The organism is Solwaraspora sp. WMMA2056, from assembly GCF_030345095.1.
Lineage (GTDB): Bacteria > Actinomycetota > Actinomycetes > Mycobacteriales > Micromonosporaceae > Micromonospora_E.
This window is the reverse complement of the sequence record NZ_CP128360.1, coordinates 5495166-5517673: the sequence shown is the minus strand read 5'-3', so window position 1 is coordinate 5517673 and position 22508 is coordinate 5495166. Positions and strand designations below refer to the sequence as shown.

The following is a 22508-nucleotide window of genomic DNA, read 5'->3' as shown; positions in this document are numbered from 1 at the left end:
GGCGGCGGGAGTACGGCGCATCGCCGTACTCCCGTCACGCGAAACGGCCGGGCTCGCCGCCGTGACCGGCGGGAACCGACCGTTCCGATCACCGTCCGGCGAGTAGCCGGTTGACCGCGGTGTCCACGTCCAGGTGTTCGGACTCGCGGCCGCGGGGCACCACCACGTACGTGCGGCGCAGGAAACGGACCAGGACGCTGCGGGGCACCTCGAACAGCGCGTTGCCGTCCGGCGAGCTCAGGGCGAGCGCGACGTAGTCGCCGCGCGGGGTCGCCCATGGCCAGACCCGGACGTCGCCGATACCGGCTGGTTCGTCCAGTCCGGTGACCAGCAGTTCGCGGGCGAAGGACCAGCTGACCGCCTCGCCGCCGGCCGACTCCGCGTGGAACAGCACGTGGACGGCGTACGGATCGGTAGGTTCATAGCGCAGGCTGGCCCGGACCGGCAGCGCGGTAGCGTCCGGCGCGATGAGCCGCAGTGACGTCTCGACCTCGACGGTCGTTGGTCGGATGACACTCATGGACGTTCTCCCCCCGGCACCGCTGCGGGACGCCCGCCCCGCTTTCCCCATACTCAGGTCCTGCATTTGATTACGCTCCGTCTAACGCTGATCTCACCCAGTAGAGGGAAGCGGCTCCGGGACACACCAAGAATGTCTTGTTTAGGTGGCTTGTCCGGTTCTGCTTGGGTAACTGGATGTGTCCGGCGTCGGGTGGTCTCGGACGTCGACTCACTCCGGTAACGTCCAGTGGTGCCCTGTGGTGACGGGGCAGGCGACAATGAGGGGCAAAATGGCCATAAAACCCTCCTCCGCGAAGCGGATGACCGAGAATTCAGCGCCGGGTCACGCGCAGTACGAACCTGCCGGCGACGCTGAGGGCGAGGCCGGGCCGAAAGGGGTACGCGTGGAACCGGAGTCGCACCCACACTCCAACGGGCACCACAGCGGCGCAGCCTCGGCGGTCGGTGTCGTGGACCGACCGGGTCCGCAGGCCCCCCGTACGCCCACCGGCCTGCGCCACCGGGTCCGGGTGACCCTGGCGCTGATCCGGTCCAACCCGACCGGCCGGATCGCCCTCAAGGTCGGCGTCGGTGTCCTCGGCGCCCTCGTGGTGATCCTCGGCCTGCTGCTCATCCCGTTGCCCGGTCCGGGCTGGCTGATCGTTTTCGGCGGCCTGGCGATCTGGGGCGTCGAGTTCCACTGGGCGAAGCGGCTGCTCGCCTTCGCGCGCCGACATGTGCAACGGTGGACCAGATGGGCCACCCGGCAGACCTGGCCGGTCCGGCTGGGCATCGCCGGCGTCGGCCTGGTCTTCGTCGGTGTCGTGCTGGCGATCTCGCTGAAGGTCGGCCTCGGCATCGACGTGATCGCGAGCTTCCTGCGTTACCTCGCCACGAACTGACCTCCGGTCACCCCGGATGTGCGCCAGGGCGGGACGATCAGGTACAGTCGTCCGCGCTGAGGGCGATTAGCTCAGCGGGAGAGCGCTTCGTTCACACCGAAGAGGTCACTGGTTCGATCCCAGTATCGCCCACCAGTTCAGGGGCCATGTCGATTCTTCGACATGGCCCCTGAGTTTTCGAGCTTCCACGGCTGGTTCCTCGTCGGGTCCGAAGATCTCATCCAAGGTGCGCGCCCCGGTAGCGGGACTGGCCGTAGCTGTGCCGACGAAAACACCGCGCCGGTATCCGACCATCGGTCCTCCGGCACGTTCCCACACCCGTTCTGTCCTGGTCATACGCGCCATGGGCCGTTTGCGAGCCACGCTCCCCGCGATCAGCGGAACGTCGGCGGGAATGCTTGCACTTTTTTCACTTTGAGGGATGATGGTGGTCGGTGCCGGCGGGCAGACGGGAGGGTTTTCATGTCCACGGAAGCGATCATGCCGGGGGATGGTGAACGTCCCTCGTTGACCGAGTTGGCCAGCTTGTTGCACGACGGTGCGGGGGAGTTGGCAGTGCGCCGCGGCGGCGCGCAGATGGAGGTTCCTGTGTCGGTGCGGGACGTGCTGACCAGGATCGCCGATGTGCTGGCCTCTGGCCGTGGCGTGGCGGTCGTGCCGGTCGACCGGGAGTTGACGACCACCGAGGCGGCCGGGTTGCTCGGCGTGTCTCGGCCGACGTTGATCAAGTTGCTGGAGGCCGGTGAGATCGCTTACTCGCGGCCGAACTCCTCCCGCCGGATCCCGCTGGACCAGGTGCTGGCATACCGGGACCGGCGTGGTCAAGCCCGGCGGGCGATCCTCGACGAGCTGACCGCCGACGCAGTCGAGATGGGTATGTACGGGCAGCCCGCACCGGTCGAGACAGATGACGCGGCTTGACACGTGACGACGCTCGCGGTTCTGGACGCCAACGTCCTGATCCCCAATGCATTGTGTGACTTCCTGCTGAGGCTGGCTGAGGAAGAGTTGTACCTGCCGCGCTGGTCACCGGCCATTCTGGACGAGGTCCGACGGCACGTGCCGGTGTCGCCGGCGGCGATCGAACGACGAATCGCGTTCATGAACGTCGCGTTCGAGGACGCGCTGGTCACCGGGTATGAGTCGCTGATCGACCAGATGGGTAACGATCCCAAGGATCGTCATGTGCTGGCTGCGGCGGTAGCTTCCGGGGCAGACTCGATCATCACCTGCAACCTGCGGGACTTCCCGCTTGCCGCCTGCCAACCCCACGGAGTGGTCGCCGAACATCCCGATGCGGTTCTGCTGGGCATGTGGGCCCGTGAGCCGCGGACACTGCTGCGGGTCCTTGGCGAGCAGGCAGCCAGCACCGGTCGTCGCGGTACGCGGCTGACGGTCCATCAGGTCCTCGATCATTTGGCCAGCGCTGGGGCGCGCCGGTTCGCTGCGGCTGCTCGGCAAAGTGTGTCGCCGCTGTCCGGCGTCTCAGATGTGCCGTGACCGCGCCGGATCACTTGAGCGTGGAATTGACCGAAGCCGTCGTTCTCGAGCACGGCGCTACGACGGGCCATTCGTGAGGAAGTGCCTCGCGCTGCGCCCGAGCGTCGTCGAATCAGGGGCGGGGCGACCGTGGGCGCAGTGGTGTCGGAACCACTCAGCTGAGAGTCGGTGAACCATCCTCCGGCCGGTAGTCGAACCAGTCGAACGCGGCACTGCCGGCGGTGACGTACATGCCGACGACCCGTCCGGTGAACCCGGCGGCGACCTCGGTGGACAGGTACCGCCCGTCGAGTTCGGCGAGCACCACCGGGCCGGCGTCACCGGCGATCTCGAAGCTGACCATGTCACTGCCGGCTGGCCGGACCCCGAACGGGGCACCCGGTGCCGCCGCCTCGGCCGCCGACGTCACCGTCGGAGGCAGCAGGTGGCGGGTCCTGGTGGCGATCGTCAGGGTGACGTCACCGGCGGGGACCGGATGTTCGCCGAACGTCTGGCGGAACGGTCCGACCCGGCCGACGACGCGGGCCACCCCGTCGCCGACCTCCAGGTCGTAGTGGTGGGCCTCGTCGATGCGCAAGGTCAGACCGGCCCGGCCGGTGCCGGGGTCGAGCCGGACACTCACCCGGCAGTCGTGGTGCCGCTGCCGGTACGCCATGACGGTCGCGCCGCTGCGGTCCAGTGTCGTGCCGGCGGCGTGCAGGGTGAGCCGGCCCGGGCGTTCGGTCAGTGACCAGCTGGTGGGCGGGCGCTCCCGTAGCGACACCCAGCAGTGCGCCAACCGGGTGTCGTCGAAGTCGTCGCGGTAGCCGCCCGGCTCGGCGCCGCCGACCAGGACTGGCTGGGCGGCCGGGGCTGGCTGGGCGGCCAGGGTCGGCGCGGTGCCGGCGGGGGCCACCATGGTCTCCTCGACCGGGTCGACGACGGGCCAGCCGTCGACCCACCGTACCGGTGCCAGGAAGGTCTCCCGGCCGAGCACGTGGTACGGCGGCCACTGGCCCTTGGCGCGGATGCCGAGCAGCACCATCCACCAGCTGCCGTCGGCGGCCTGGACCAGGTCGGCATGGCCGGTGGCCTGCACCGTACGGTCGGTCCCCCGATGGGTGAGGAACGGATTGTCCGGGCCTGGCGTGAACGGCCCCCGGATGTCGCGGGACCGGGCGATCGAGACGGCGTGACCGGTGTGCGTGCCGCCCTCCGAGACCAGGAGGTACCACCAGCCGTCGATCCGGTACAGGTGCGGTGCCTCCGGGTACTGGCCGCCGCTGCCCGACCACATCGCCACCGGACCCTCCAGGACCGCGCCGGTCGTCGGGTCGATGCGGTACGACTGCACCCCGGAGACGGTCAGCCAGCAGTCGCCGTTGTCGTCCCAGGCCAGCGACGGGTCGACGTGGGGCAGGTCGAAATGGACCGGATCCGACCATGGCCCGGCCGGGTCGGTCGCGGTGACGAGCAGGTGGCGGCCGATGCTCACATTGGTGGTGACCAGCCAGAATCGGCCGTCGTGGTGCCGGATGGTCGGCGCGAACACGCCGCCGGAGGCGTGCGTGTCGGCCGGCAGCCGCAGCTGGCTGGGACGGTCGAGCACGTTGCCGATCTGTCGCCAGTCGACCAGGTCCCGGCTGTGGAAGATCGGTACGCCCGGGAAGTACTCGAAGCTCGAACAGACCAGGTAGTAGTCGTCGTCGACCCGGCAGATGCTCGGGTCGGGGTGGAAGCCGGCGACGACCGGGTTACCGAAGGTGTGCGTACTGGCAGGGGGTTCTGCGGTCACTGCGGCGGTCACCTTTCGTCGGTACGTGGGCCGTCCGAACCGGCCTCCTCGACGATGCCACGTTTTTCATCGACGGTCATCGACGAGGGGGTGGTGGGTTATCCGAGTTGACGCACCGCGTCGAGGCCCAGCGAGCGGTTCAGCCGGCCGGTCAGGCGGGTCACCGCGCCGCGCGGCAGGACGCGGGCGGCCCAGGTGGAGGGACGGTCGGCGGCCCGACCGGGGTAGGACGCGGCGCGGCCCCGGGCCAGGTCGTCAAGGATGCGGGCGGCGACCTGTCGGGCCGGAACGGCGCCGGCAAGGGCCCCCTGGGCCGTGGTGCCATCGAAGAACGAGGTGGCGGTGGCGCCCGGGTGGGCGGCGACGACGCGGACGCCGGTGCCGCGCGTCTCCTCGGTGAGGGCCTCGGTGAAGTGGAGCACGAACGCCTTGGTGGCCGCGTAGACGGCCTGGTAGGGCATGGGCTGGAAGGCCGCTGTGGAGCCGACGTTGACGATGGTGCCGGTGCCACGGGCGATCATGGCGGTGCCGACGGTGTAGGTCAGGGCGAGCAGGCCGTGGACGTTGAGGTCGACGGCGTCGCGGGCGGCGTCGAACGGGCTGGCCAGGAACGGTCCGGCGGGGCCGGCTCCGGCGTTGTTGATCAACAGGTCGATCGGGGTGTCCAACGCGGCGATCACACGGTCGGCGCCGTCGGACGCCGCCAGGTCGGCGGCCACCGACCGCACCTGTACGCCGTGGGCGGTGCGCAGCGTGGCGGCGAGTTCGTCGAGGGCCGCAGCCGACCGGGCGACCAGCACCAGGTCGGCGCCCCGGGCGGCCAACTCCTCCGCCAGGGCCGCGCCCAGACCCTTGGACGCACCGGTGAGCAGGGCGGTGGTGCCGTTGAGTGGTGGGAGGGCCAGGCGGCGTCGCTGCAACTGGTCGGCGAGGAGCGTCCGCAGCGGCCCGCGCGACGCCGGGGACTCGGCGCCGTGGGCGTACTGCGCCAGGCGGTGGCGTACCAGCGCCTGTTCGGCACCGGCGGCGAGGATCTTGTCCCGCCACTGCACCCGCACGGCGCCCACCTCGGCGTCCTGGCCGGCGAGCCAGCGCCGGGGCGCCGAAGGGTCGACGGCGAGGGCGCTGCCGACACCGGCGACAGCGGCGCCGCTGGCGAGGACCTTCTCGACGGCCGCGCGCCGCCGCACCCCGCCGGTGAGCATGATCGGCAGCGGGGCGTCGGCCAGGATTCCGGCGGCGGCCTCCAGAAAGTACGCCTCACGGGCCAGGGTCCGGCCGTCGGCGGGGTGACCGTTGACGGCCAGGCTCTCGACTGAGCCGCCGGAGAGTTCGACCAGGTCGACACCGTGCCGGGCGAGCATCGCGACCACCTGACGGGCGTCGTCCTCGGCGAAGCCGCCGCGCTGGAAGTCGGCGGTGTTCAGTTTGACGGCGACGGTGAAGTCGTCGCCGACGGCGGCGCGTACGGCGTCGACGACGTCGAGCAGCAGGCGTGCCCGGTTGTCGAGGCTGCCGCCCCAGTCGTCGGTGCGGCGATTGGTCAGCGGGGAGAGGAACTGGCTGAGCAGGTAGCCGTGTGCGGCGTGCACCTCGATGCCGTCGAAGCCGGCCTCCCGGGCGAGGGCGGCGGACGTGGCGAACCGCTCGACGGTCTCGGTCAGCTGTGCCTCGGTCATGGGCGTGGGGCGGGGGTAGAGCCGTGACCAGCGTCCGGCGTCGATCGGGACGTCGGAGGCGGACCACGTACGGACGGACGCTCCGGGGACCACCCGTCCGGGGTGGTTGATCTGCATCCAGGCGCGGGCGCCACCGGCCTTCGCGGCGTGCGCCCAGCGTCGGAAGCCGTCGAGCGGGGTGCCTTCCTGCAGCAGGACGTCGCGTGGGTCGGCCATGGCGCGTCGGTCGATCATCACGTGCCCGGTGATCAGGAGCCCGGCGCCGCCGTCGGACCAGCGCCGGTAGAGGCGTTCGAGGCGGTCGTCGGGCAGGTGGCGGTCGCCGGCGAGGAACTCCTCCATCGCGGCCTTGGCGATCCGGTTGGGCAGTGCGGGGCCGTGGGCCAGGGTCAGTGGCGCTGCGGGGTCGGTCATGACGTCCCTTTCTTCGAATGTGTGCGGTGTATACATACGCGATTGTGTGTACAGTGTCAACATGGGTCGGAGCACGTACCACCACGGAGACCTGGCCGCCGCCCTGCTCGCCGCCGGTCTCGACCTACTGGAGACCGACGGCGCCGACCGGCTCTCGCTACGGGCCGTCGCGCGGGCCGCCGACGTCTCCCCGAACGCCCCCTACCGGCACTACGCCGACAAGGACGACCTGCTCGCCGCGCTCGCCTGCCACGGCTGCGACGACCTGCTCGAACGGATCACCGGCGTCACCGGTGACACCGCCCGGGACCGGCTCGTCGGCATGACCCAGCAGGCCGTCCGGTTCGCTCAGGAGCGACCTGAGGTGTTCCGGTTGATGGCCGGCCACCTGTGCAGTCAGCGCCCGGCGGTCGTCGAGGCACTGGGCCGGGTCCGGGTCGCGGTCCTCGTCGCGGTACGCGGCCGCGGCGACGAGCCGGTCACCGCCGCCGAGGAGGCGTTCTACACCGGGCTGTGGGCGCTGATCCAGGGGCTGAGCGCCCTGCTGGTCGAGGGGAGCGTGCACCCCAGGGACGGCGAGGACCTCGACACGTACGTCGCCCGCGTCGTCTCCGCGACCGTCGCCCATCTCCCCGAGTGACGACGGTGGTGCGCTCGCCGGCATCCGGTGCCCGTCGACGCGGCAGTGCAGGATCAGCCGCGGCGTACAGGGTGCGGCCGACCCGACGGGCCGGCCGCACCGGTGATCATCGACAGTGACCGGTCAGGTCAGGTCGCGCAGATCGCGTACGCGCGGGTGTACCAGTTGCCGGGGATGCCGGTCGGGTCCTCCAGCGAGATGTCGACGGCGCTGGTCAGCGTGGCGTCCGGGTAGGTGCCGGTGTGGATGGCCTGGCCCACCCCGCCGTTGGTCTCGGCACCGAGTCCGTGCAGCCGCTTGCCGGCCGGGCACGAGGCACCGACCACCTTGTCGGTGGAGTTCGCCGCCGAGGTCGTGGTGACCAGTTGGAGTCCGGGCAGCGGGTTGGCGCAGACGCCGTACGACCACAGGCTCCAGTTGCCGGCGTAGCCGGCCTCGTCCTCGTAGCCGGTGACCGTGGCGCTGGTCAGCGCCCCGTTCGGCCGCAGGTCGTCGATCACCACGTTGCCGGCACCGTTCAGGGTGCGGGCACCGACGCTGATCAGCTGCTTGCCGGCCGGGCAGCTCGCCGTCGCGGCCTTGTAGCTGTTGGAGTTGCTGGCCGTCTGGAAGCTGACGTACTGCAGCCCGGCCGGGGCCTGGCCGCAGATGCCGTACGCGTGCACCTGCCAGTTGCCGGCGTAGCCGCCGTTCTCCGCCGCACCGGCGGCGAACCGGTCGCTGCTGCCGAGGGCCTGCAGTCGGGTGAACCCGACCTGTCGCCCGCCACCGTTGATGAAGCCGCCGCCGCCGAGGATCCGGGTGCCGGCCGGGCAGACCGCGAGTGCCTCCTTGCTGCTGGTCGAGTTGTTGGCGCTGACGCCGCTGACGAAGACCAGGCCGGGCACCGCCGACGCCGGAGCGGCCACCGCCACCCCGACCAGGGTGCTTGCGGCCACCACCAGCGCGGCCAGCGTGAGTCGTACCAGTCGATTGTTCACTGTGTTCTCCCTTGTCGTGGGATCTGACACAGGTGAGAGCACGACGTGGCCCGGCCGCCAACAACTTTCCGCAAGATCCTTTATGGGCGGCCGAACCCGTCACTGTGGCTGGGCCACCGGACTTCAGGTCGGTGCTCGGTGGTCTCGTCGGCCTACTTCGGGCTGGGACCGAACCGGTTGGGGCCGGGGGATCCCTCCTGAACGGTGAAGATCAACATCGTGAGGGGGCCGATCAGCGGGACTGGCGAGATCAGCACCCACCAGCCGGATCGTTCGGTGTCATGCAGGCGGCGTACGGCGACCGCCAGCGAAGGTAGCGCGATCCCCAGGATGGCGATCATGTAGAAGACGCCGATGCCCTCTCCTTCGAAGCCGGTGCCCAGCGTAACGTCGAGGATCGACGCCACGACGGCAACGATGGCCGTGAAAAGGACGAACCACCAGTATTCCGCACGGCGGGCTCGCCCGCGAAACCCGACGTACCGGGTGAGCGCCGAGCGGACAGCTGCGGTGAACGACATATCGGGACTCCATATTTGGAAAAGTCGAGCAGTGCGGCGTCAGGCTACGCGAAGGTGGCGTCAGGCTGAGAGCCGTGCGCCCGTACCTCGTTCGACGAGCTGGGCCTGCGGCGGTCGACCGTAGTGGTTGCGTTCGCCCAAACCGCTGCTCTAGGGTCTCGCGGAAAGCGCTTGCCGACCCAGCGAGGAGGGCGCGTGCCGGCGACGAGCCCGAAGATCCACAGTGGCATGTGTTCGGTCACCCTGCGGCAGGAGTCGGCGCTCGCCGTACTCGATGTCGCCGCCCGCGCCGGCCTGCACCGCATCGAGTGGGGAGCCGACGTCCACGTACCGCCGGGGGAGGTCCGGGCCGCCGCCGACGTGCGCGACGCCGGCCGGGACCGGGGTGTCACGGTCGCCTCGTACGGCTCCTACCACCGGGTCGGTGCCGACCCGGCCGAGGACTTCCCGGCCGTACTCGCCAGCGCGGTCGCGCTCGGCGCCCCCCGTGTCCGGATCTGGGCCGGTGACCTCGGCTCGGCGCAGGCCAGCGCCGACCAGCGCCGCGCGGTCGTGACCGCCACCCAGGCGGCTGCGCGGCGGGCCGCCGACGTTGGCGTCACCCTGGCCTTCGAGTACCACTCGGGCACGTTGACCGACACGGCCGCGTCGACGCTGCGGCTGCTCACCGAGGTCGATCATCCGGCGGTACGCACGTACTGGCAGCCGCCGCTCGACCTGCCCGACGCCGCCGCCGTCGCCGACCTGCGCCAGGTGCTGCCCTGGGTCGACGCGGTGCACGTCTTCTCCTGGTGGCCGCGCTACGAGCGGCTGCCGTTGACCGCCCGTGACCGGCTCTGGTCCGAGGTCTTCGCGGTGCTGCGCGCCGCCGGTCGCGACTTTGACGCCTTGTTGGAGTTCGTGGTCGACGACGACCCGGACCGGGTCGCCACCGAGACGGCGTCGCTGGCCCAGCTGATCGCAGACCGTCATGGCGGCTGAACCAGGGCCGGCGGCAGCGGCAACGGCCGAGCCGGGGCCGCTCGCCCGCCGATGGGCGGCGCTGGAACCGGGCCTGCGGGCGGCGGCGCTCGGCAGGGCGCGGCAGGCGATCGGGGTCACCACCGGCACCGGCCGGGCGGCCTGGCCGTACGCCGACGACCTGACGGTGCGGGCCGTCGTGGCCGCCGCCGAGGCCGACCGGGGCACCGCCTGGCCCCGGCTGCTGCTGTCGGACTATGCCCGCTACTGGCGCGACGGGGTCCGCACCGCGTACGAGCAGCCCGCCGGTGAGCTGCGGCGGCGTACCGCCACGGCGGCGCTGGCCGCCGCGCTGCACGGCCAGCCCTACCTCGACGAGGCCGCCGACGGGCTGCTGCAGCTGTGTGAGCAGAGCACCTGGTGCTGGGCCGCGCACGAACGGTTCGCCACCGAGGCCGGCCAGGTGGTGCCCGACACCGACCGGCCGTTCCTGGACCTCGGCGCGGCCGAGACGGTGGCCGTACTGGCCTGGGCCGACCTGATCCTCGGCGCGGCGCTCGATGACCTGGTGCCGGGGCTGCGCCAGCGGATCCGCCGGGAGACCCGGGTACGGGTGGTCGAGCCGTTCCTGGGCAGTCGTGAATGGCACTGGCTCGGCCTGGACGGGCACCTGCACAACTGGAACCCGTGGATCCACGGCCACCTGCTGGCCGCCGCGCTGTTCCTGGTCGACGATCCGCCGACCCGGGACCGGGTGGTGGATCTGGTCGTCGACGGACTCGACCGCTACCTCGGCTCGCTGCCCGCCGACGGCGGCTGCGACGAGGGGTACGCGTACTGGTGGAACGGCCCGGCCCGGCTGGCCGAGACCCTCGACCTGCTCGACCGGGTCCTCGACGGACAGTTGGCCCCGTGGCGGTGGCCGCCGCTGCCGCAGCTGGCCCGCTACCCGCACCGGATGGCTCTCGGTGACGGCTGGTACGTCAACGTCGGTGACGGGCCGGCCCGGCCGAGCGCCGCGCAGCCGTGGCAGGTGCTGCACCGGTGGGGTCGGGCCACCGGCGACCAGCAGGTCGTGGCGCACGCCGCCAGCCACCGGGTTCCGGGTGAACCCGCCGTGACGGTGGACGCCGGGCTGGGCCGGGCGGTGCTCGGCCTGACCGATCCGCAGTGGACGACCCCGCCGCCGGCCGTACCGCCGCTGGCCAGCCTGCCGCCGGCCGCGTCGCCGCTGCCCGCCACCACCTGGCTGCCCGACCTGCAGCTGCTGGTCAGCCGGGAGCGGGCCGGCAGCCCACGCGGGCTGGCCGTGGCGGTCAAGGGCGGGCACAACGACGAGAACCACAACCACAACGACGTCGGCTCGTACCTCGTCGCGCTCGACGGCACCCCGGTGCTGGTCGACCTCGGCCAGCCCACCTACACCGCGATCTCCTTCACCGACCGCCGCTACGAGCAGTGGGTCACCCGCAGCGAATGGCACAACCTGCCGGTCGTGGGCGGCCACGGGCAGGCCCCGGGCCGCACCTTCCGGGCCTCGTCGGTCGTCGTCGACACCGACGCCGACGCCGACGCGCTGCGGCTCGACCTGGCCGCCGCGTACCCGCCGGAGGCCGGCTGCCGGTCCTGGCGGCGGCAGGTACGGCTGGACCGCCTCCTGTCGACGGTCGCCGTCACCGAGCGGTGGCGGGTCGACGACCCCGCCGACCTGCGGCTGCACCACGTCGTCGCCGGTGCACCGCTGACCCACAGCGCCGGTCGGCTCGCCGTCCGGGCGCTCAACGGCGCGGTGGCCGTGCTGGGCTGGGATCCGCGGCTGGGCACCGGCGAACTGCAGCGGCAGCCGGTCGACGACCCACTGCTGCGCGAGAGCTGGGGCGACGCGGTGCACCGGCTGGTCCTCACCCTGCCAGCCCGCCCGAGCGGGTCCGTCACCGTGACCATTTCCGGAGGCTCCGCATGATCACCGAGGACCGGCGGCTGTCGCCGTACAGCGGTTACACCCGCGCGCACTGGGCGGCGGCCGCCGACCGGATGCTGCTGGCGCTGCGCCCGTACGCCTCGCCCGACCACGCCCGGATCGACCTGCCCGGCCCGGCCAGCGCGTACGGACCGGACAGCGACTCGCTGGAGGCGTTCTCCCGGTCGTTCCTGCTGGCGGCGATCCGGCTGCGCGGTGAGGCCGGCGCCGACCCGCACGGGCTGGCCGACTGGTACGCCGCCGGGCTGCGCGCCGGCACCGATCCGACCGCGCCGACCGCCTGGCCGCGCCCGGACCGCCTCGACCAGGCCAAGGTCGAGGCCTGCTCGATCGCGCTCGGCCTGCACCTGACCCGGCCGTGGCTGTGGGACCGGCTCGACGAGGCGACCCGGCAACGCACCGTCGACTGGCTGGCGACCGTCGTCGGTCAGCCGTACCCGCCGATCAACTGGGTGTGGTTCCAGATCGTCGTGGAGACGTTTCTGCGTTCGGTCGGCGGCCCCTGGTCGGCGCAGGACATCGAGTCGGGGCTGGCGGTGCACGAGTCGCTGTACCGGGCCGACGGCTGGTACTCCGACGGCCCGGAACGGTCCTACGACCACTATGTCGGCTGGGCGTTGCACGTCTACCCGCTGCTCTGGGCGGATCAGGCCGGCGACGGATGCCCCGACGACCTGCGCCAGCTGTGGCGGTCACGGCTGTCGGCGTACGTCGACGACGCCCTGCGGCTGGTCGGCGCCGACGGTGCCCCGCTGATGCAGGGCCGCAGCCTCAGCTACCGGTTCGCCGCCGCCGCGCCGCTGTGGGTGGCGGCGATGACCGGTGCGACCGAGGCCCCGCCGGGGCAGTTGCGCCGGGCGGCCAGCGGGATGCTGCGGTACTTCCACGGGCACGGGGCACCGGACCGGCGGGGGCTGCTGACGCTGGGCTGGCATCACGAGTGGCCGGCGATGGCTCAGTCGTACTCCGGTCCCGGGTCGCCGTACTGGGCGGCGAAGGGGATGCTGGGGCTGGCCCTGCCGGCCGATCATCCGGTGTGGACGGCGACCGAGGAGCCGTTGCCGGTCGAGCGGGCGGATCTGCTGGTGGCGGCACCGACGCCGGGCTGGTTGATCGCCGGCACCCGCTGCGACGGTGTGGTCCGGGTGGTCAACCACGGCACCGACCACTCGGTGCCGGGTGACGAGCGGGCCGACTCGCCGCTGTACGCCCGGCTCGGCTACTCGACGGCGACGATGCCGCCGCTGACCGGCGAAACCGTCGGCGACCCGTCGGACAACTCGGTCACGCTCGTCGACGCAGGCGGCCGACGCGGCCACCGCAACGGGTTCGTGGCCCTCGACTGCCGGGTGGTCGACGGGGTCGGCCAGGCGGTCTCCCGGGCCGCGACGCGCTGGGTCGACACCGCCGACGACACCGGCCCGGACCACGGCTCCGGCCGCGCCGGACCGGTCCGCCGGGGCCCGGTGGTGACGATGGCCTCGGTGGTGCGCGGAGCGATCGAGGTACGGCTGGCCCGGCTCGACTCGACCGACGGCATCGACGACGGCACCGTGCTGGAGTTCAGCGGCTGGCCGGTGGCGGATGCCGTAGCGCCGTCGGCGCGCACCGGCGTCGACCCCCCGACGTGCGTCGTGGCCGGTGCCGCGGTCACGTCCCGGCTGGTCGGCCTGGCCGGCTTCACCCATGCACTGGTACGCCGGGAGCGGTCCACCTCGCCGTTGGGTGACCACGTGGCGGTGCCGGTGCTGCGGACCGCCACGCCGCCGACCGTCGGCCAGGTGCACGTCGCGGCGGTCCTGCTGACCGGCGTGCCGACGGACACTGCCGGCCCGCTGCCGGCCGTGACGGTGACCGCCGGCCCCGACGGGGACACCGTCGCCGTCCGCTGGCCCGACGGGCACACCTCGACCCTGTTGCTGCCGGCCGCCCCCCGCTGAACCGTCCGTGCTGTCGACGGCGCGGGGTCAGCGGGCCGGCCGGGGCGTGGACGAGTCACGGATCACCAGGTCGGGGGTGATCAGCACCCGTTGTGCCGGCCGGCGGCGGCCCTCCACCAGCCGGGCGACCATCAACTCGACGGCGACCCGGCCCACCTGGTGCTTCGGCGGCCGTACGGCGGTCAGCGCCGGCTCGGCCAGGTGCGCCACCTCGTCGTCGTACGACACCAGGGCAAGCTGGTCGGGGATGGCCAGCCCCTGCTCGGCGCAGTACTGGGCCACCGACATGGCATCCGGGTCGCCGTGCACGATCAGCGCGCTCACCCCTTCGCGTCGGCAGCGCCGCAGTACGTCGCCGATGATCGTGCGGTGGCCGGGGGCGTCCAACGCCACCGCCTCCCGGATCACCAGGTCGGCGGGGAGGCCGAGGTCGGCGCAGGCCAGCTCCCAGCCCTGGGCGAGGTGTGCGGAGGTGGGGCTGCCCTTGGACAGCACCAGCCCGATCCGGCGGTGGCCGTGGGCGTGCAGGTGACGGACGGCGATCTCCAGCCCGAGGGCGTGGTCGCTGCGGACCCATTCGAGCTGCTGGCGGGTCGGTGTCCAGCGGGGAGTCTGCCGTTCGACCAGGATGGTCGGCACCGGCAGGTCGCCGATCCAGCGGATCATCTCGGCGGCGCCGTCGCCGTCGAGGCTCGGCGCCAGCAGCAGCCCCTGCACCTGCTGTGCGTCGATCAACCGGCTGATCTGCCGGCGGTCCTCGGCCAGGTCGTAGCTGGATCCGCGCAGCTGGATGTGGACGCCGAGGGAGGCGGCCGCGCTGCGGGCACCGGTGACGATCTGCGGCCAGTAGTAGTCCAGCGACGGCACGACCATGCCGATGGTGAACCGGGTCGGTGCCACCCGGGGGCGTCGTGGCGCGGGCCCCAACTGGGTGGGCAGGGTCGCGCCGCCGTGCACCTTGGTCAGCAGGTGGCTCTCGGCCAGGGCGGCGATGTCCCGCCGTACGGTCAGTTCGCTCACGCCCAGCAGCGGTGCCAGGTCCTTGACCCGTACCGCGCCGTGGCGGCGCAACTCCTCCAGCAGCCGTTCGCGTCGCTGCAGGTTGAACATCCGGTCCGCCGGCACCGTACCGCCTCCCGTCGATGTTCGTTTGCGATCGTTTCTGAACAAGTAGGAACGACTGCTAGCGACCCTGTTCGGCGAAGGTTAACCATGTCACATCGGCGAATCCAAGTGGTTCTCACGACGACAACCGTCGGCCGGAGATTCGTCATCGAGGAGAAACGTTGCCGGTGCAGCCCTCGCCGCAGGCCCTCGTCGTGATGGACCGGGACTCCTACCGGGCCCACTTCGACGGGCCCCGCCTGCAGCGGCTCGGCCAGCTCGTCGACCTCGCCGAGCCGGTCTGGGTCGACGAACTCGACTCGCCGTCGGCGCGAGCCCGGCTGGCGACCGTCGAGGTCCTGCTGACCTCGTGGGGGGCACCCCGGTTGACCTCCGACCGACTCGCCGCCGCGCCGGCGCTGCGGGCGGTCTTCCACGCCGCCGGCAGCGTCCGGTCACTGGTCAGCGACGAGGTGTGGCACCGGGGCATCCGGGTCAGCACCGCAGCCGACGCCAACGCCGTCCCGGTGGCCGAGTACACCCTCGCGGCGATCATCTTCGCCGGCAAGAAGGTGCCGTTCATCGCGGCCGACCCCGACCGGGCGTACCGCGGCTGGAGCCACCACCACGGCCACGGCGACCTGTCCAACTACCGCCGCACCATCGGAGTGGTCGGTTTCTCCCGGATCGGCCGGCGGGTGGTGGACCTGATCGGCTGCCTCGACACCGCCCGCTGCCTGGTCGCCGACCCGTACGCCGACCCGGCCGAGGTCGCCGCCGCCGGCGCGACCCTGGTCGACCTGCCCGAGATGCTGCCGCACAGCGAGATCCTCACCCTGCACGCGCCGGAGCTGCCCAGCACGTACCGCATGATCGGCGCGGCCGAACTCGCGCTGCTGCCCGACCACGCCACGGTGATCAACACGGCCCGGGGGAGCCTGGTCGACCCGGCGGCGCTCGCCGCCGAATGCCGATCCGGCCGGCTGTACGCGATCCTCGACGTCACCGACCCCGAGCCGCTGCCCGCCGACGCCGCCCTGCGGGCGGCCCCGAACGTCATGGTCAGCCCGCACCTGGCCGGATCGCTCGGTACGGAGATCCGCCGTCTCACCGACCACACCCTCGACGAACTCGCCCGGTGGACCACCGCCCAACCGCTGCACGCCGAGGTCACCGCCGAGGCGTTCACGCTGCACGCCTGACCGCCACCCGCACCCGTCCCGTCCACCCGACTCACCCCCGCACCCCGCACCCCCCCCCGCAAGTTAAGGAGTCACCACATGAACCGACGCATCACCGCAGCGGCAGCCGCCGCCGCCCTGCTTCTGGCCACCGCCGGCTGCGGCGGCGGCGACGAACCGGCCGTCGGCAGCGACGGCCGGCAGATCCTCACCGTCGCGCTGTGGAACTACGACAGCACCCCCGAGTTCGCCGCGCTGATCGACGGGTTCGAAGCCGCGCATCCGGACATCGACGTGCAGCCGGTGGACATCCTCGCCGACGACTACGCCGAGAAGGTCACCACCATGCTCGCCGGCGGTGACCAAACCGACGTACTCACCATGAAGAACGTCACCGACTACTCCCGGTACGCGCTGCGCGGCCAGTTGGCGTCGGTGGCCGACGAGGCCGCCGCCCTCGACGAGAGCAAGTACCTCGGCCTGCAGCCGTTCGACATCGACGGGGACTACTTCGCGCTGCCGTACCGGCAGGACTTCTGGGTCCTGTACTACAACAAGGCCATGCTGGCCGACACCGGCGCCGACCTGACCAACCTCACCTGGACCGAGTACGCCGACCTGGCCAAGCAGCTGACCAGCGGCAGCGGCCAGGACACCGTGTACGGCACCTACCACCACACCTGGCGCTCCATCATCCACTCGACGGCGGCGGCGCAGAGCGGCGGTGACCTGATCGGCGGCGAGTACGGGTTCCTCAAGGACCGCTACCAGATGGTGCTCGACCTGCAGGCCGCCGGTGCCACGATGCCCTGGGCGACCGCGTCGACGCAGAAGGTCCAGTACCACACGATGTTCTCCACCGGCCAGGCCGCGATGCTGCCGATGGGCACCTGGTACGCCGCCCGGCTGATCGAGGAGAAGAAGGCCGGCAGCATCGACGTCGACTGGGGCATCGCCCCGCTGCCGCAGGTCACCGAGGGCGGTCCGGTCACCACCTTCGGCTCGCCGACCGCGTTCGCGGTCAACAACAAGGCCCGCAACGCCGACGCCGCCCGGACCTTCGTGGCCTGGGCCGCCGGCCCCGAGGGCGCGGCCGCGATCGCCAGCATCGGCGTCTACCCGGCGTACTCCGACGAGTCGATCACCGAGACCTACTTCGGCGTCGAGGGCATGACCAACGACGAGGTCGCCCAGGCGGCGTTCCAGCCCGACGAGGTGATGCTGGAGATGCCGGTCAGCGAGAAGTCCTCCGACGTGGACGTCATCCTCACCGAGGAACACGAGCTGATCATGATCGGGGAGCGGGAGCTCGACGCCGGACTCGCCGAGATGGGCAAGCGGGTCACCTCCGAGGTCGACTGACCCCCACCATGGCGATCCACACTCCGATCGACACCGTACGCACCCCGGTGCCCGGCGGTTCGCCGCCGGGCACCGGGGCGGCCCGTCGGCTGCGCCGACGCAACACCCTGGCCGGCTGGAGCTTCATCCTGCCGAACTTCATCGGATTCGCCGCGCTCACCCTGGTGCCGGTGGTCGCCGCCCTGGCGCTGGCCTTCATGGAGTGGAACTCCTACAGCAGCCCCGAATGGGTCGGGCTGGACAACTTCCGCCGCATGGTGGGCAGCGAGACGTTCTGGACCGCGCTGTACAACACCACCTACTACGCGGTCGGGCACATCCCGTTGACCCTGGTCGCCGCGCTCGGCTTCGCCGTACTGCTCAACCGGGCGATGCGCGGCGTCCGGTTCTTCCGTACCGCGTTGTTCTTCCCCTACATCACCGCCCTGGTCGCGGTGGCCGTGGTGTGGAACATGCTGTTCAACCCCGACGCCGGGCCGGTCAACCAGCTGCTGCGGGCGATCGGCATCGACAACCCACCCGGCTGGACCACCTCGACGACCTGGGCGATGCCGGCGGTCATCATCACCAGCGTCTGGCGGGACATGGGCTACTACATGGTGCTCTACCTGGCCGGGCTGCAGACCATCCCGCCCGAGCTGTACGAGGCGGCCCGCACCGACGGGGCCTCGGCCTGGCAGCGGTTCCGGCACATCACCGTGCCGTCGCTGCGGCCCACCACCTTCTTCGTCCTGATCATGTTGACCATCTCCAGCTTCAAGGTGTTCGACCTGATCCAGGTGATGACCGAGGGCGGTCCGGGCCGCGCCACCCTGGTGCTGTCCCAGTTGATCTTCCGCGAGGGCATCACCCAGGGCCGGTTCGGCTACTCGTCGGCGATCGCCATGGTGCTGTTCGTCATCGTCCTGGTGATCACCGTGGTCCAGTTCCGGCTGCAGCGAAGGGGTGAACAATGAGCCTCACGCTGCTGCGGCGGGCCGTCGGGCAGATCCTGCTCACCGTCCTCGGCCTGGCCGTCCTGGTGCCGTTCGCCTGGATGCTGGTCTCCTCGGTCAAACTGGACTCGCAGGTGCTGACGGTGCCGATCCAGTGGATCCCGCAGGAGTTCCACTTCGACAACTACCTGCGCATCTGGGACCGGATCCCGCTCGGCACCTACCTGTACAACTCGATGTTCCTCAGCGTCACCATCACGTTCCTGCAGGTGCTGACCGGCAGCTTCGCCGCGTACGGCTTCGCGAAGATCAGTTTCCCGGGCCGCGACGTGCTGTTCCTCGCCTACATCGCCACGATCGCCGTGCCGTGGCAGGCGTACATGGTGCCGCAGTACATCATCATGGAACGGCTCGGCCTGGTGAACACCCACCTGTCGCTGATCCTGCTGCAGGCGTTCGGCGCATTCGGCGTGTTCCTGATGCGCCAGTACTACCTGACCATCCCCGACGAGCTGACCGAGGCCGCCCGCATCGACGGGCTCAGCGAGTACGGCATCTGGGCGCGGATCGTGCTGCCGTTGTCCAAGCCAGCGCTGGCCAGCCTGGCGCTGCTCACCTTCGTCAACACCTGGAACGACTACATGGGACCGTTCATCTACCTGACCAGCAACGACCTCTGGACCGTACAGATCGGGCTACGGACCTTCATCGGCCTCTACGAAGCCGAGTACGCCATGATCATGACCGGCTCGGTGCTGTCGATCCTGCCGATCCTGGTCGTCTTCCTGCTCGGGCAGCGCTACTTTGTGCAGGGCATCGCCACGAGTGGGTTGAAGTGAGCGCGGCCGGGGTGCGCCAACCGCTGCGGCCGTCGCTGGCCGCGCGGGTCAACGTCGGCGCGGACACCTGGTCGGTCATCTGGTCGCTGGTGCACCGGGTGCTGGTGGTCAACCTCGGGCTGGCCATCACCAACCTGCCGCTGCTGGTCGCGCTCGCCGTCGTCGCCCAACCGTGGCGCTACCCGGTCTTCTTCGGGCTGCTGACTGTCGGCGTCGGGCCGGCGGTCGCCGCCGCGTTCGGCTACCTGCGGCAGGCCGAGGACGACGACCGGGCACCGGTACGTGAGTACTTCCGCGCGTACCGGCGGAACTTCGCCGCAGCGACGCGGCGCTGGTCGGTGGCGACGGCGCTGGTGGCGGTCCTGGTGACCGACATCGTCTGGCTGCACGACGCCGGTGCTGCGGCGGTGCTCGTACCGCTGCTGGTCGTCACCGCCGTCGTGGTTCTGGCCGCGACGGTCCTGCTGCTGGCCCTGGTCGAGCTGGCCCCGGGCCTGGGCGTGCGCGCGGCCGTCCGGACCGCGATCTGGTCGGCGGTACGGCGGACACCGTTGAGCCTGCTCAGCCTGGTCGTGCTGCTGGCCGCCCTGCTGTCGGTCAACCAGGCGCCGCTGCTGGCACTGTCAACACTGCCCGGCTGCGCGCTGCTGGTCGTCTGGGTCAACAGCCGCGCCGCACTGTCCGATGCCCTGCAGTAGCCCTAGTGATGAGAACGGCGTCACCGCTGTGCAAAGTGGTGACGCCGCCCTCGGCGGATGATCAGGACGTGGCGATGGTGGCCCCGTACTCGGCGAGGCTGTCCATGATGTCGACGTACCAGATGACGCTGGAGCCAGCAACGGTGCCCTGGTAGATGGGGCAGACGGTGTCGAGCACCCCGGCGCTCAGTGTGCCGCGCGCATTGACGGAGTAGCCGTCCTCCCGCACGGTGTAGACAGGGCCGCCGAGCCGGTCCGTGGTGAACACACACCCGCCGTCGGACTTCTCCGCTCGGACCAGCGGCCCGATCAGATAGCCGATGTCGACGTACTCGCCGGTCGCCTGCACCTGCATGTCGCAGAACTCGTCGTACTCACGCATGGTGCAGACGTAGTTGCCGACGTGACTGCCGTATGCATCGTGGACCCGACGGCCAGCCGTGCCGCGAGGCCAGTACATGAGGTTCTGGGGCCGCCACGATTCGACGAGCAGGAGGTCCTTGGCCTTGTTGGTGCCGAAGATGTTCCCGTGGGACATGTAGCTCACCGTCGTCTGATCTCCGTCATCACCGCACTGGCCGGAACTGACGATGTGCTTGTTGCTTCCGTAGTTGACGGTGAAGCCGAGAGTGCAGCTCCGTTGCGCGTCGACGTTCCGGAACTGGAAACCGCCGCCGAACGGCGGCATTGTCGCAATGCTGTTCGAGGGTTCGTCGCCGGCTGCCGCCACACCGGCCGTCACCACCTGTCGGCTGTCGCCGACGATGCCGCTGCCATCTGCTCGCGGTGCGGCCGACGTGAGCCGGCCCTCGGTGACCGCTTCCCGGGCCAGGGCGGACAGCTCCGCCTCGGTATGGCGCGCCGGCCGGATCTGGACCGGCACCAGTTGATCCCGTGCGAGGCTGTGCACCGCTGAAGGCACCGACCCCTTCCAGTAGAGGTGGACCGCGCGGTCGGCCGGGTCGGCGGTGACGCCGGCGTAGCCGGTGCCTTCTGTGTCTCGCAGGGCCTGCAGAGCGTCCGCTGCGACGTTGAGCCTGTCCTGCATGGTGAACAGCTCGGCCCAACTGGCGAAACCACCTGGGATGTCCATTGCCCTGACCGCAGTGGGCCCGATGTCCTCCGCAACCTGTGGGTGGGCCGCCGCCGGTGCTGGCGCTGCGGCGAGCAGTGCGGTGATCGTCAGGACAGCGGTCAGCCGGCCCGATCCGAACGTGCGTGGTGCGGCGCTTCGGTGACCTCGCATTGATCGTCTCCATCGACAAGGGATTCGGCGAGCACATCCACCATATGTGCGTATAGTGATCACATCAACACTCAATGTCGTCCCACTGTGGATCATCGAACGTGGCCTGCATGGAAAGCGTGCGGACCGGATCGTCGGCCCTTGAGCTCCGCGAGGAGATCTTTCCGGCGAAGAGTTGCCCGGCCGGACCCGGTCCTCAAACGTGTGTTCTAAAGTCCTGCTCAGTCGCTGTCCTGGCGGTTGATTGACGGGGTCGTGAACCCTCTCGCCAGCGTCGATGTGACAACTAGTTGGCAATTTACGTGAAGCTCACGGGCATTTGTTAATGACGGCACTCCTGGTATTGTCGCCGGATCTGCTTGTCGATCGACGGGAGCACTCCGTGCAGGTCATCGCGATCATGAACTACAAAGGTGGTGTCGGCAAGACGACACTAACGGCAAATCTGGGTGCCGATGTTGCGAGTCGTGGGCACAAGGTGCTACTGATCGACCTTGATCCGCAAGCGAACCTTACCTTTTCTTTCTACAGCGTCGACCAGTGGCGGGAGGAGCTCAGCAAGGACGCGACGATCATGCGGTGGTACGAGGGGGAGATGCCGGGCCGTGAGGTCGAACTGCAGGATCTCATCGTTACGCCGCCTCGGGTCAACGCGGAACTGGAGGAGTCAGGGGGTCGACTCGACCTGATCTCCTCGCACCTGAAGCTCATTGACATCGACCTGCGACTCGCTGCGCGCCTCGGCGCCGGTACCACCCTCGGTGAGTCCAAGCGTAAGTTCCTCGACCTGCACGGATGTCTTGCGCGTGCGCTCCGGCACGAGGAGTTCGAGCGGTACGATCTCGTCCTCATCGACTGCGCGCCGAACTTCGGCCTGGTCACCAAGACTGCGATTGTCGCCAGCGACCATGTCCTGGTGCCGGCCAGGCCCGACTACCTGTCCACGCTCGGCATCCAGTATCTGGCCAGTAACTGTGACGAGCTGGTCGCAGAGTACAACGATTATGTCAATCACGGCGCCGCAAAGAATGACAGTGACAGGGCTATCCGGACCAGGTATCTCGGGGTGGTCTTCACAATGGTGAAGTTCCACGCCAAGAAGCCAATCGGTGCCCAGCGGTACTACATGGAAGATGTTCGACTCAACAGCGACATCCTGCCGCTAAACGGCATGATTCGGGACAGCCCTCGATACTTCGGCGACGCAGGGGAAGGTGGCGTACCGGCCGTGCTGCGTGCGCCGGTCACCGACGATGTGGTCGTCGAGTTCCGCAAGCTGACCACGGAGATCCTCGACTCTGTCGGAACGGGGGCGGCACGGTGAGGGACATCGAGCTGCTGCTGCGAGCAC

General features: G+C 70.4%; 20 protein-coding genes and 1 tRNA gene. 14 read left to right on the top strand and 7 right to left on the bottom strand.

Annotation, left to right across the window (positions count from 1 at the left end; all coding sequences use genetic code 11):
* Positions 1-88 precede the first annotated feature (88 nt).
* The gene (locus tag O7608_RS24875) at positions 89-520 is read right to left on the bottom strand and encodes an SsgA family sporulation/cell division regulator (protein WP_282226643.1); all 432 of its coding nucleotides are present in this window, start codon (positions 518-520) and stop codon (positions 89-91) included.
* Between the two features lie 451 nt (positions 521-971).
* On the opposite strand from O7608_RS24875, the gene O7608_RS24870 reads away from it, so the two are divergent.
* The 4 genes from O7608_RS24870 (at position 972) to O7608_RS24855 (ending at position 2903) form a co-directional block, all read left to right on the top strand.
* A complete protein-coding gene (locus tag O7608_RS24870; protein ID WP_289211017.1) occupies positions 972-1403 on the top strand; it encodes a TIGR02611 family protein in 432 nt (143 codons plus the stop codon).
* Positions 1404-1463: 60 nt separating this feature from the next.
* A tRNA-Val gene (locus O7608_RS24865) sits at positions 1464-1538 on the top strand.
* Between the two features lie 327 nt (positions 1539-1865).
* Complete coding sequence (locus O7608_RS24860) at positions 1866-2324, top strand: excisionase family DNA-binding protein (RefSeq protein ID WP_289206879.1); 459 nt, start codon at positions 1866-1868, stop codon at positions 2322-2324.
* Positions 2325-2327: 3 nt separating this feature from the next.
* Positions 2328-2903, top strand: a complete 576-nt coding sequence (locus O7608_RS24855; protein ID WP_289206878.1) for a PIN domain-containing protein — start codon at positions 2328-2330, stop codon at positions 2901-2903.
* A 154-nt stretch (positions 2904-3057) separates the two neighbouring features.
* On the opposite strand, the gene O7608_RS24850 is transcribed toward O7608_RS24855, so the two are convergent.
* Positions 3058-4689 carry a glycoside hydrolase family 43 protein gene (locus O7608_RS24850; RefSeq protein ID WP_289206877.1) on the bottom strand — a complete coding sequence of 544 codons (1632 nt, stop codon included), beginning with the start codon at positions 4687-4689 and terminating at the stop codon, positions 3058-3060.
* An 86-nt stretch (positions 4690-4775) separates the two neighbouring features.
* Positions 4776-6770 (bottom strand): SDR family NAD(P)-dependent oxidoreductase, encoded by a 1995-nt coding sequence (locus O7608_RS24845; protein ID WP_289206876.1) that lies wholly within the window; start codon positions 6768-6770, stop codon positions 4776-4778.
* Between the two features lie 61 nt (positions 6771-6831).
* On the opposite strand from O7608_RS24845, the gene O7608_RS24840 reads away from it, so the two are divergent.
* Positions 6832-7410 (top strand): TetR/AcrR family transcriptional regulator, encoded by a 579-nt coding sequence (locus O7608_RS24840; protein ID WP_289206875.1) that lies wholly within the window; start codon positions 6832-6834, stop codon positions 7408-7410.
* A 128-nt stretch (positions 7411-7538) separates the two neighbouring features.
* Here O7608_RS24840 and O7608_RS24835 read toward each other — a convergent pair whose 3' ends face one another.
* Positions 7539-8390 (bottom strand): hypothetical protein, encoded by an 852-nt coding sequence (locus O7608_RS24835; RefSeq protein WP_289206874.1) that lies wholly within the window; start codon positions 8388-8390, stop codon positions 7539-7541.
* Between the two features lie 152 nt (positions 8391-8542).
* Complete coding sequence (locus O7608_RS24830; protein WP_289206873.1) at positions 8543-8911, bottom strand: DUF805 domain-containing protein; 369 nt, start codon at positions 8909-8911, stop codon at positions 8543-8545.
* A 195-nt stretch (positions 8912-9106) separates the two neighbouring features.
* On the opposite strand from O7608_RS24830, the gene O7608_RS24825 reads away from it, so the two are divergent.
* From O7608_RS24825 to O7608_RS24815, 3 genes are read left to right on the top strand one after another with little or no spacing between them, the layout of a single operon-like run.
* Entirely contained in the window at positions 9107-9892 is a 786-nt protein-coding gene (locus tag O7608_RS24825) for a sugar phosphate isomerase/epimerase family protein (protein WP_289206872.1), read from the top strand.
* Positions 9882-11834, top strand: a complete 1953-nt coding sequence (locus O7608_RS24820) for a heparinase II/III family protein (protein WP_289206871.1) — start codon at positions 9882-9884, stop codon at positions 11832-11834. The genes O7608_RS24825 and O7608_RS24820 overlap by 11 nt, the downstream gene beginning before the upstream one ends.
* On the top strand, positions 11831-13792 hold the full coding sequence (locus tag O7608_RS24815; protein WP_289206870.1) for a DUF2264 domain-containing protein: 1962 nt from the start codon (positions 11831-11833) through the stop codon (positions 13790-13792). Before O7608_RS24820 ends, O7608_RS24815 begins: the two co-directional genes overlap by 4 nt.
* A gap of 27 nt (positions 13793-13819) precedes the next feature.
* Here the strand turns inward: O7608_RS24815 and O7608_RS24810 are convergent, their stop codons facing one another.
* Entirely contained in the window at positions 13820-14917 is a 1098-nt protein-coding gene (locus O7608_RS24810; RefSeq protein WP_289206869.1) for a LacI family DNA-binding transcriptional regulator, read from the bottom strand.
* A 167-nt stretch (positions 14918-15084) separates the two neighbouring features.
* On the opposite strand from O7608_RS24810, the gene O7608_RS24805 reads away from it, so the two are divergent.
* From O7608_RS24805 to O7608_RS24785, 5 genes are all read left to right on the top strand, one after another.
* Entirely contained in the window at positions 15085-16098 is a 1014-nt protein-coding gene (locus O7608_RS24805; RefSeq protein WP_289211016.1) for a hydroxyacid dehydrogenase, read from the top strand.
* A 78-nt stretch (positions 16099-16176) separates the two neighbouring features.
* Complete coding sequence (locus tag O7608_RS24800; protein WP_289206868.1) at positions 16177-17439, top strand: ABC transporter substrate-binding protein; 1263 nt, start codon at positions 16177-16179, stop codon at positions 17437-17439.
* Between the two features lie 8 nt (positions 17440-17447).
* Positions 17448-18395 carry a carbohydrate ABC transporter permease gene (locus tag O7608_RS24795; protein WP_289206867.1) on the top strand — a complete coding sequence of 316 codons (948 nt, stop codon included), beginning with the start codon at positions 17448-17450 and terminating at the stop codon, positions 18393-18395.
* Entirely contained in the window at positions 18392-19213 is an 822-nt protein-coding gene (locus tag O7608_RS24790) for a carbohydrate ABC transporter permease (RefSeq protein ID WP_289206866.1), read from the top strand. The genes O7608_RS24795 and O7608_RS24790 overlap by 4 nt, the downstream gene beginning before the upstream one ends.
* The gene (locus O7608_RS24785; protein WP_289206865.1) at positions 19210-19911 is read left to right on the top strand and encodes a DUF624 domain-containing protein; all 702 of its coding nucleotides are present in this window, start codon (positions 19210-19212) and stop codon (positions 19909-19911) included. Before O7608_RS24790 ends, O7608_RS24785 begins: the two co-directional genes overlap by 4 nt.
* 61 nt (positions 19912-19972) lie before the next feature.
* On the opposite strand, the gene O7608_RS24780 is transcribed toward O7608_RS24785, so the two are convergent.
* Positions 19973-21253, bottom strand: coding sequence for a hypothetical protein (locus tag O7608_RS24780; protein WP_289206864.1), 1281 nt, complete (start codon positions 21251-21253; stop codon positions 19973-19975).
* Between the two features lie 286 nt (positions 21254-21539).
* Here O7608_RS24780 and O7608_RS24775 point away from each other — a divergent pair, with 286 nt between their 5' ends.
* Positions 21540-22481 (top strand): ParA family protein, encoded by a 942-nt coding sequence (locus O7608_RS24775; RefSeq protein ID WP_289206863.1) that lies wholly within the window; start codon positions 21540-21542, stop codon positions 22479-22481.
* Positions 22482-22508: the final 27 nt, after the last annotated feature.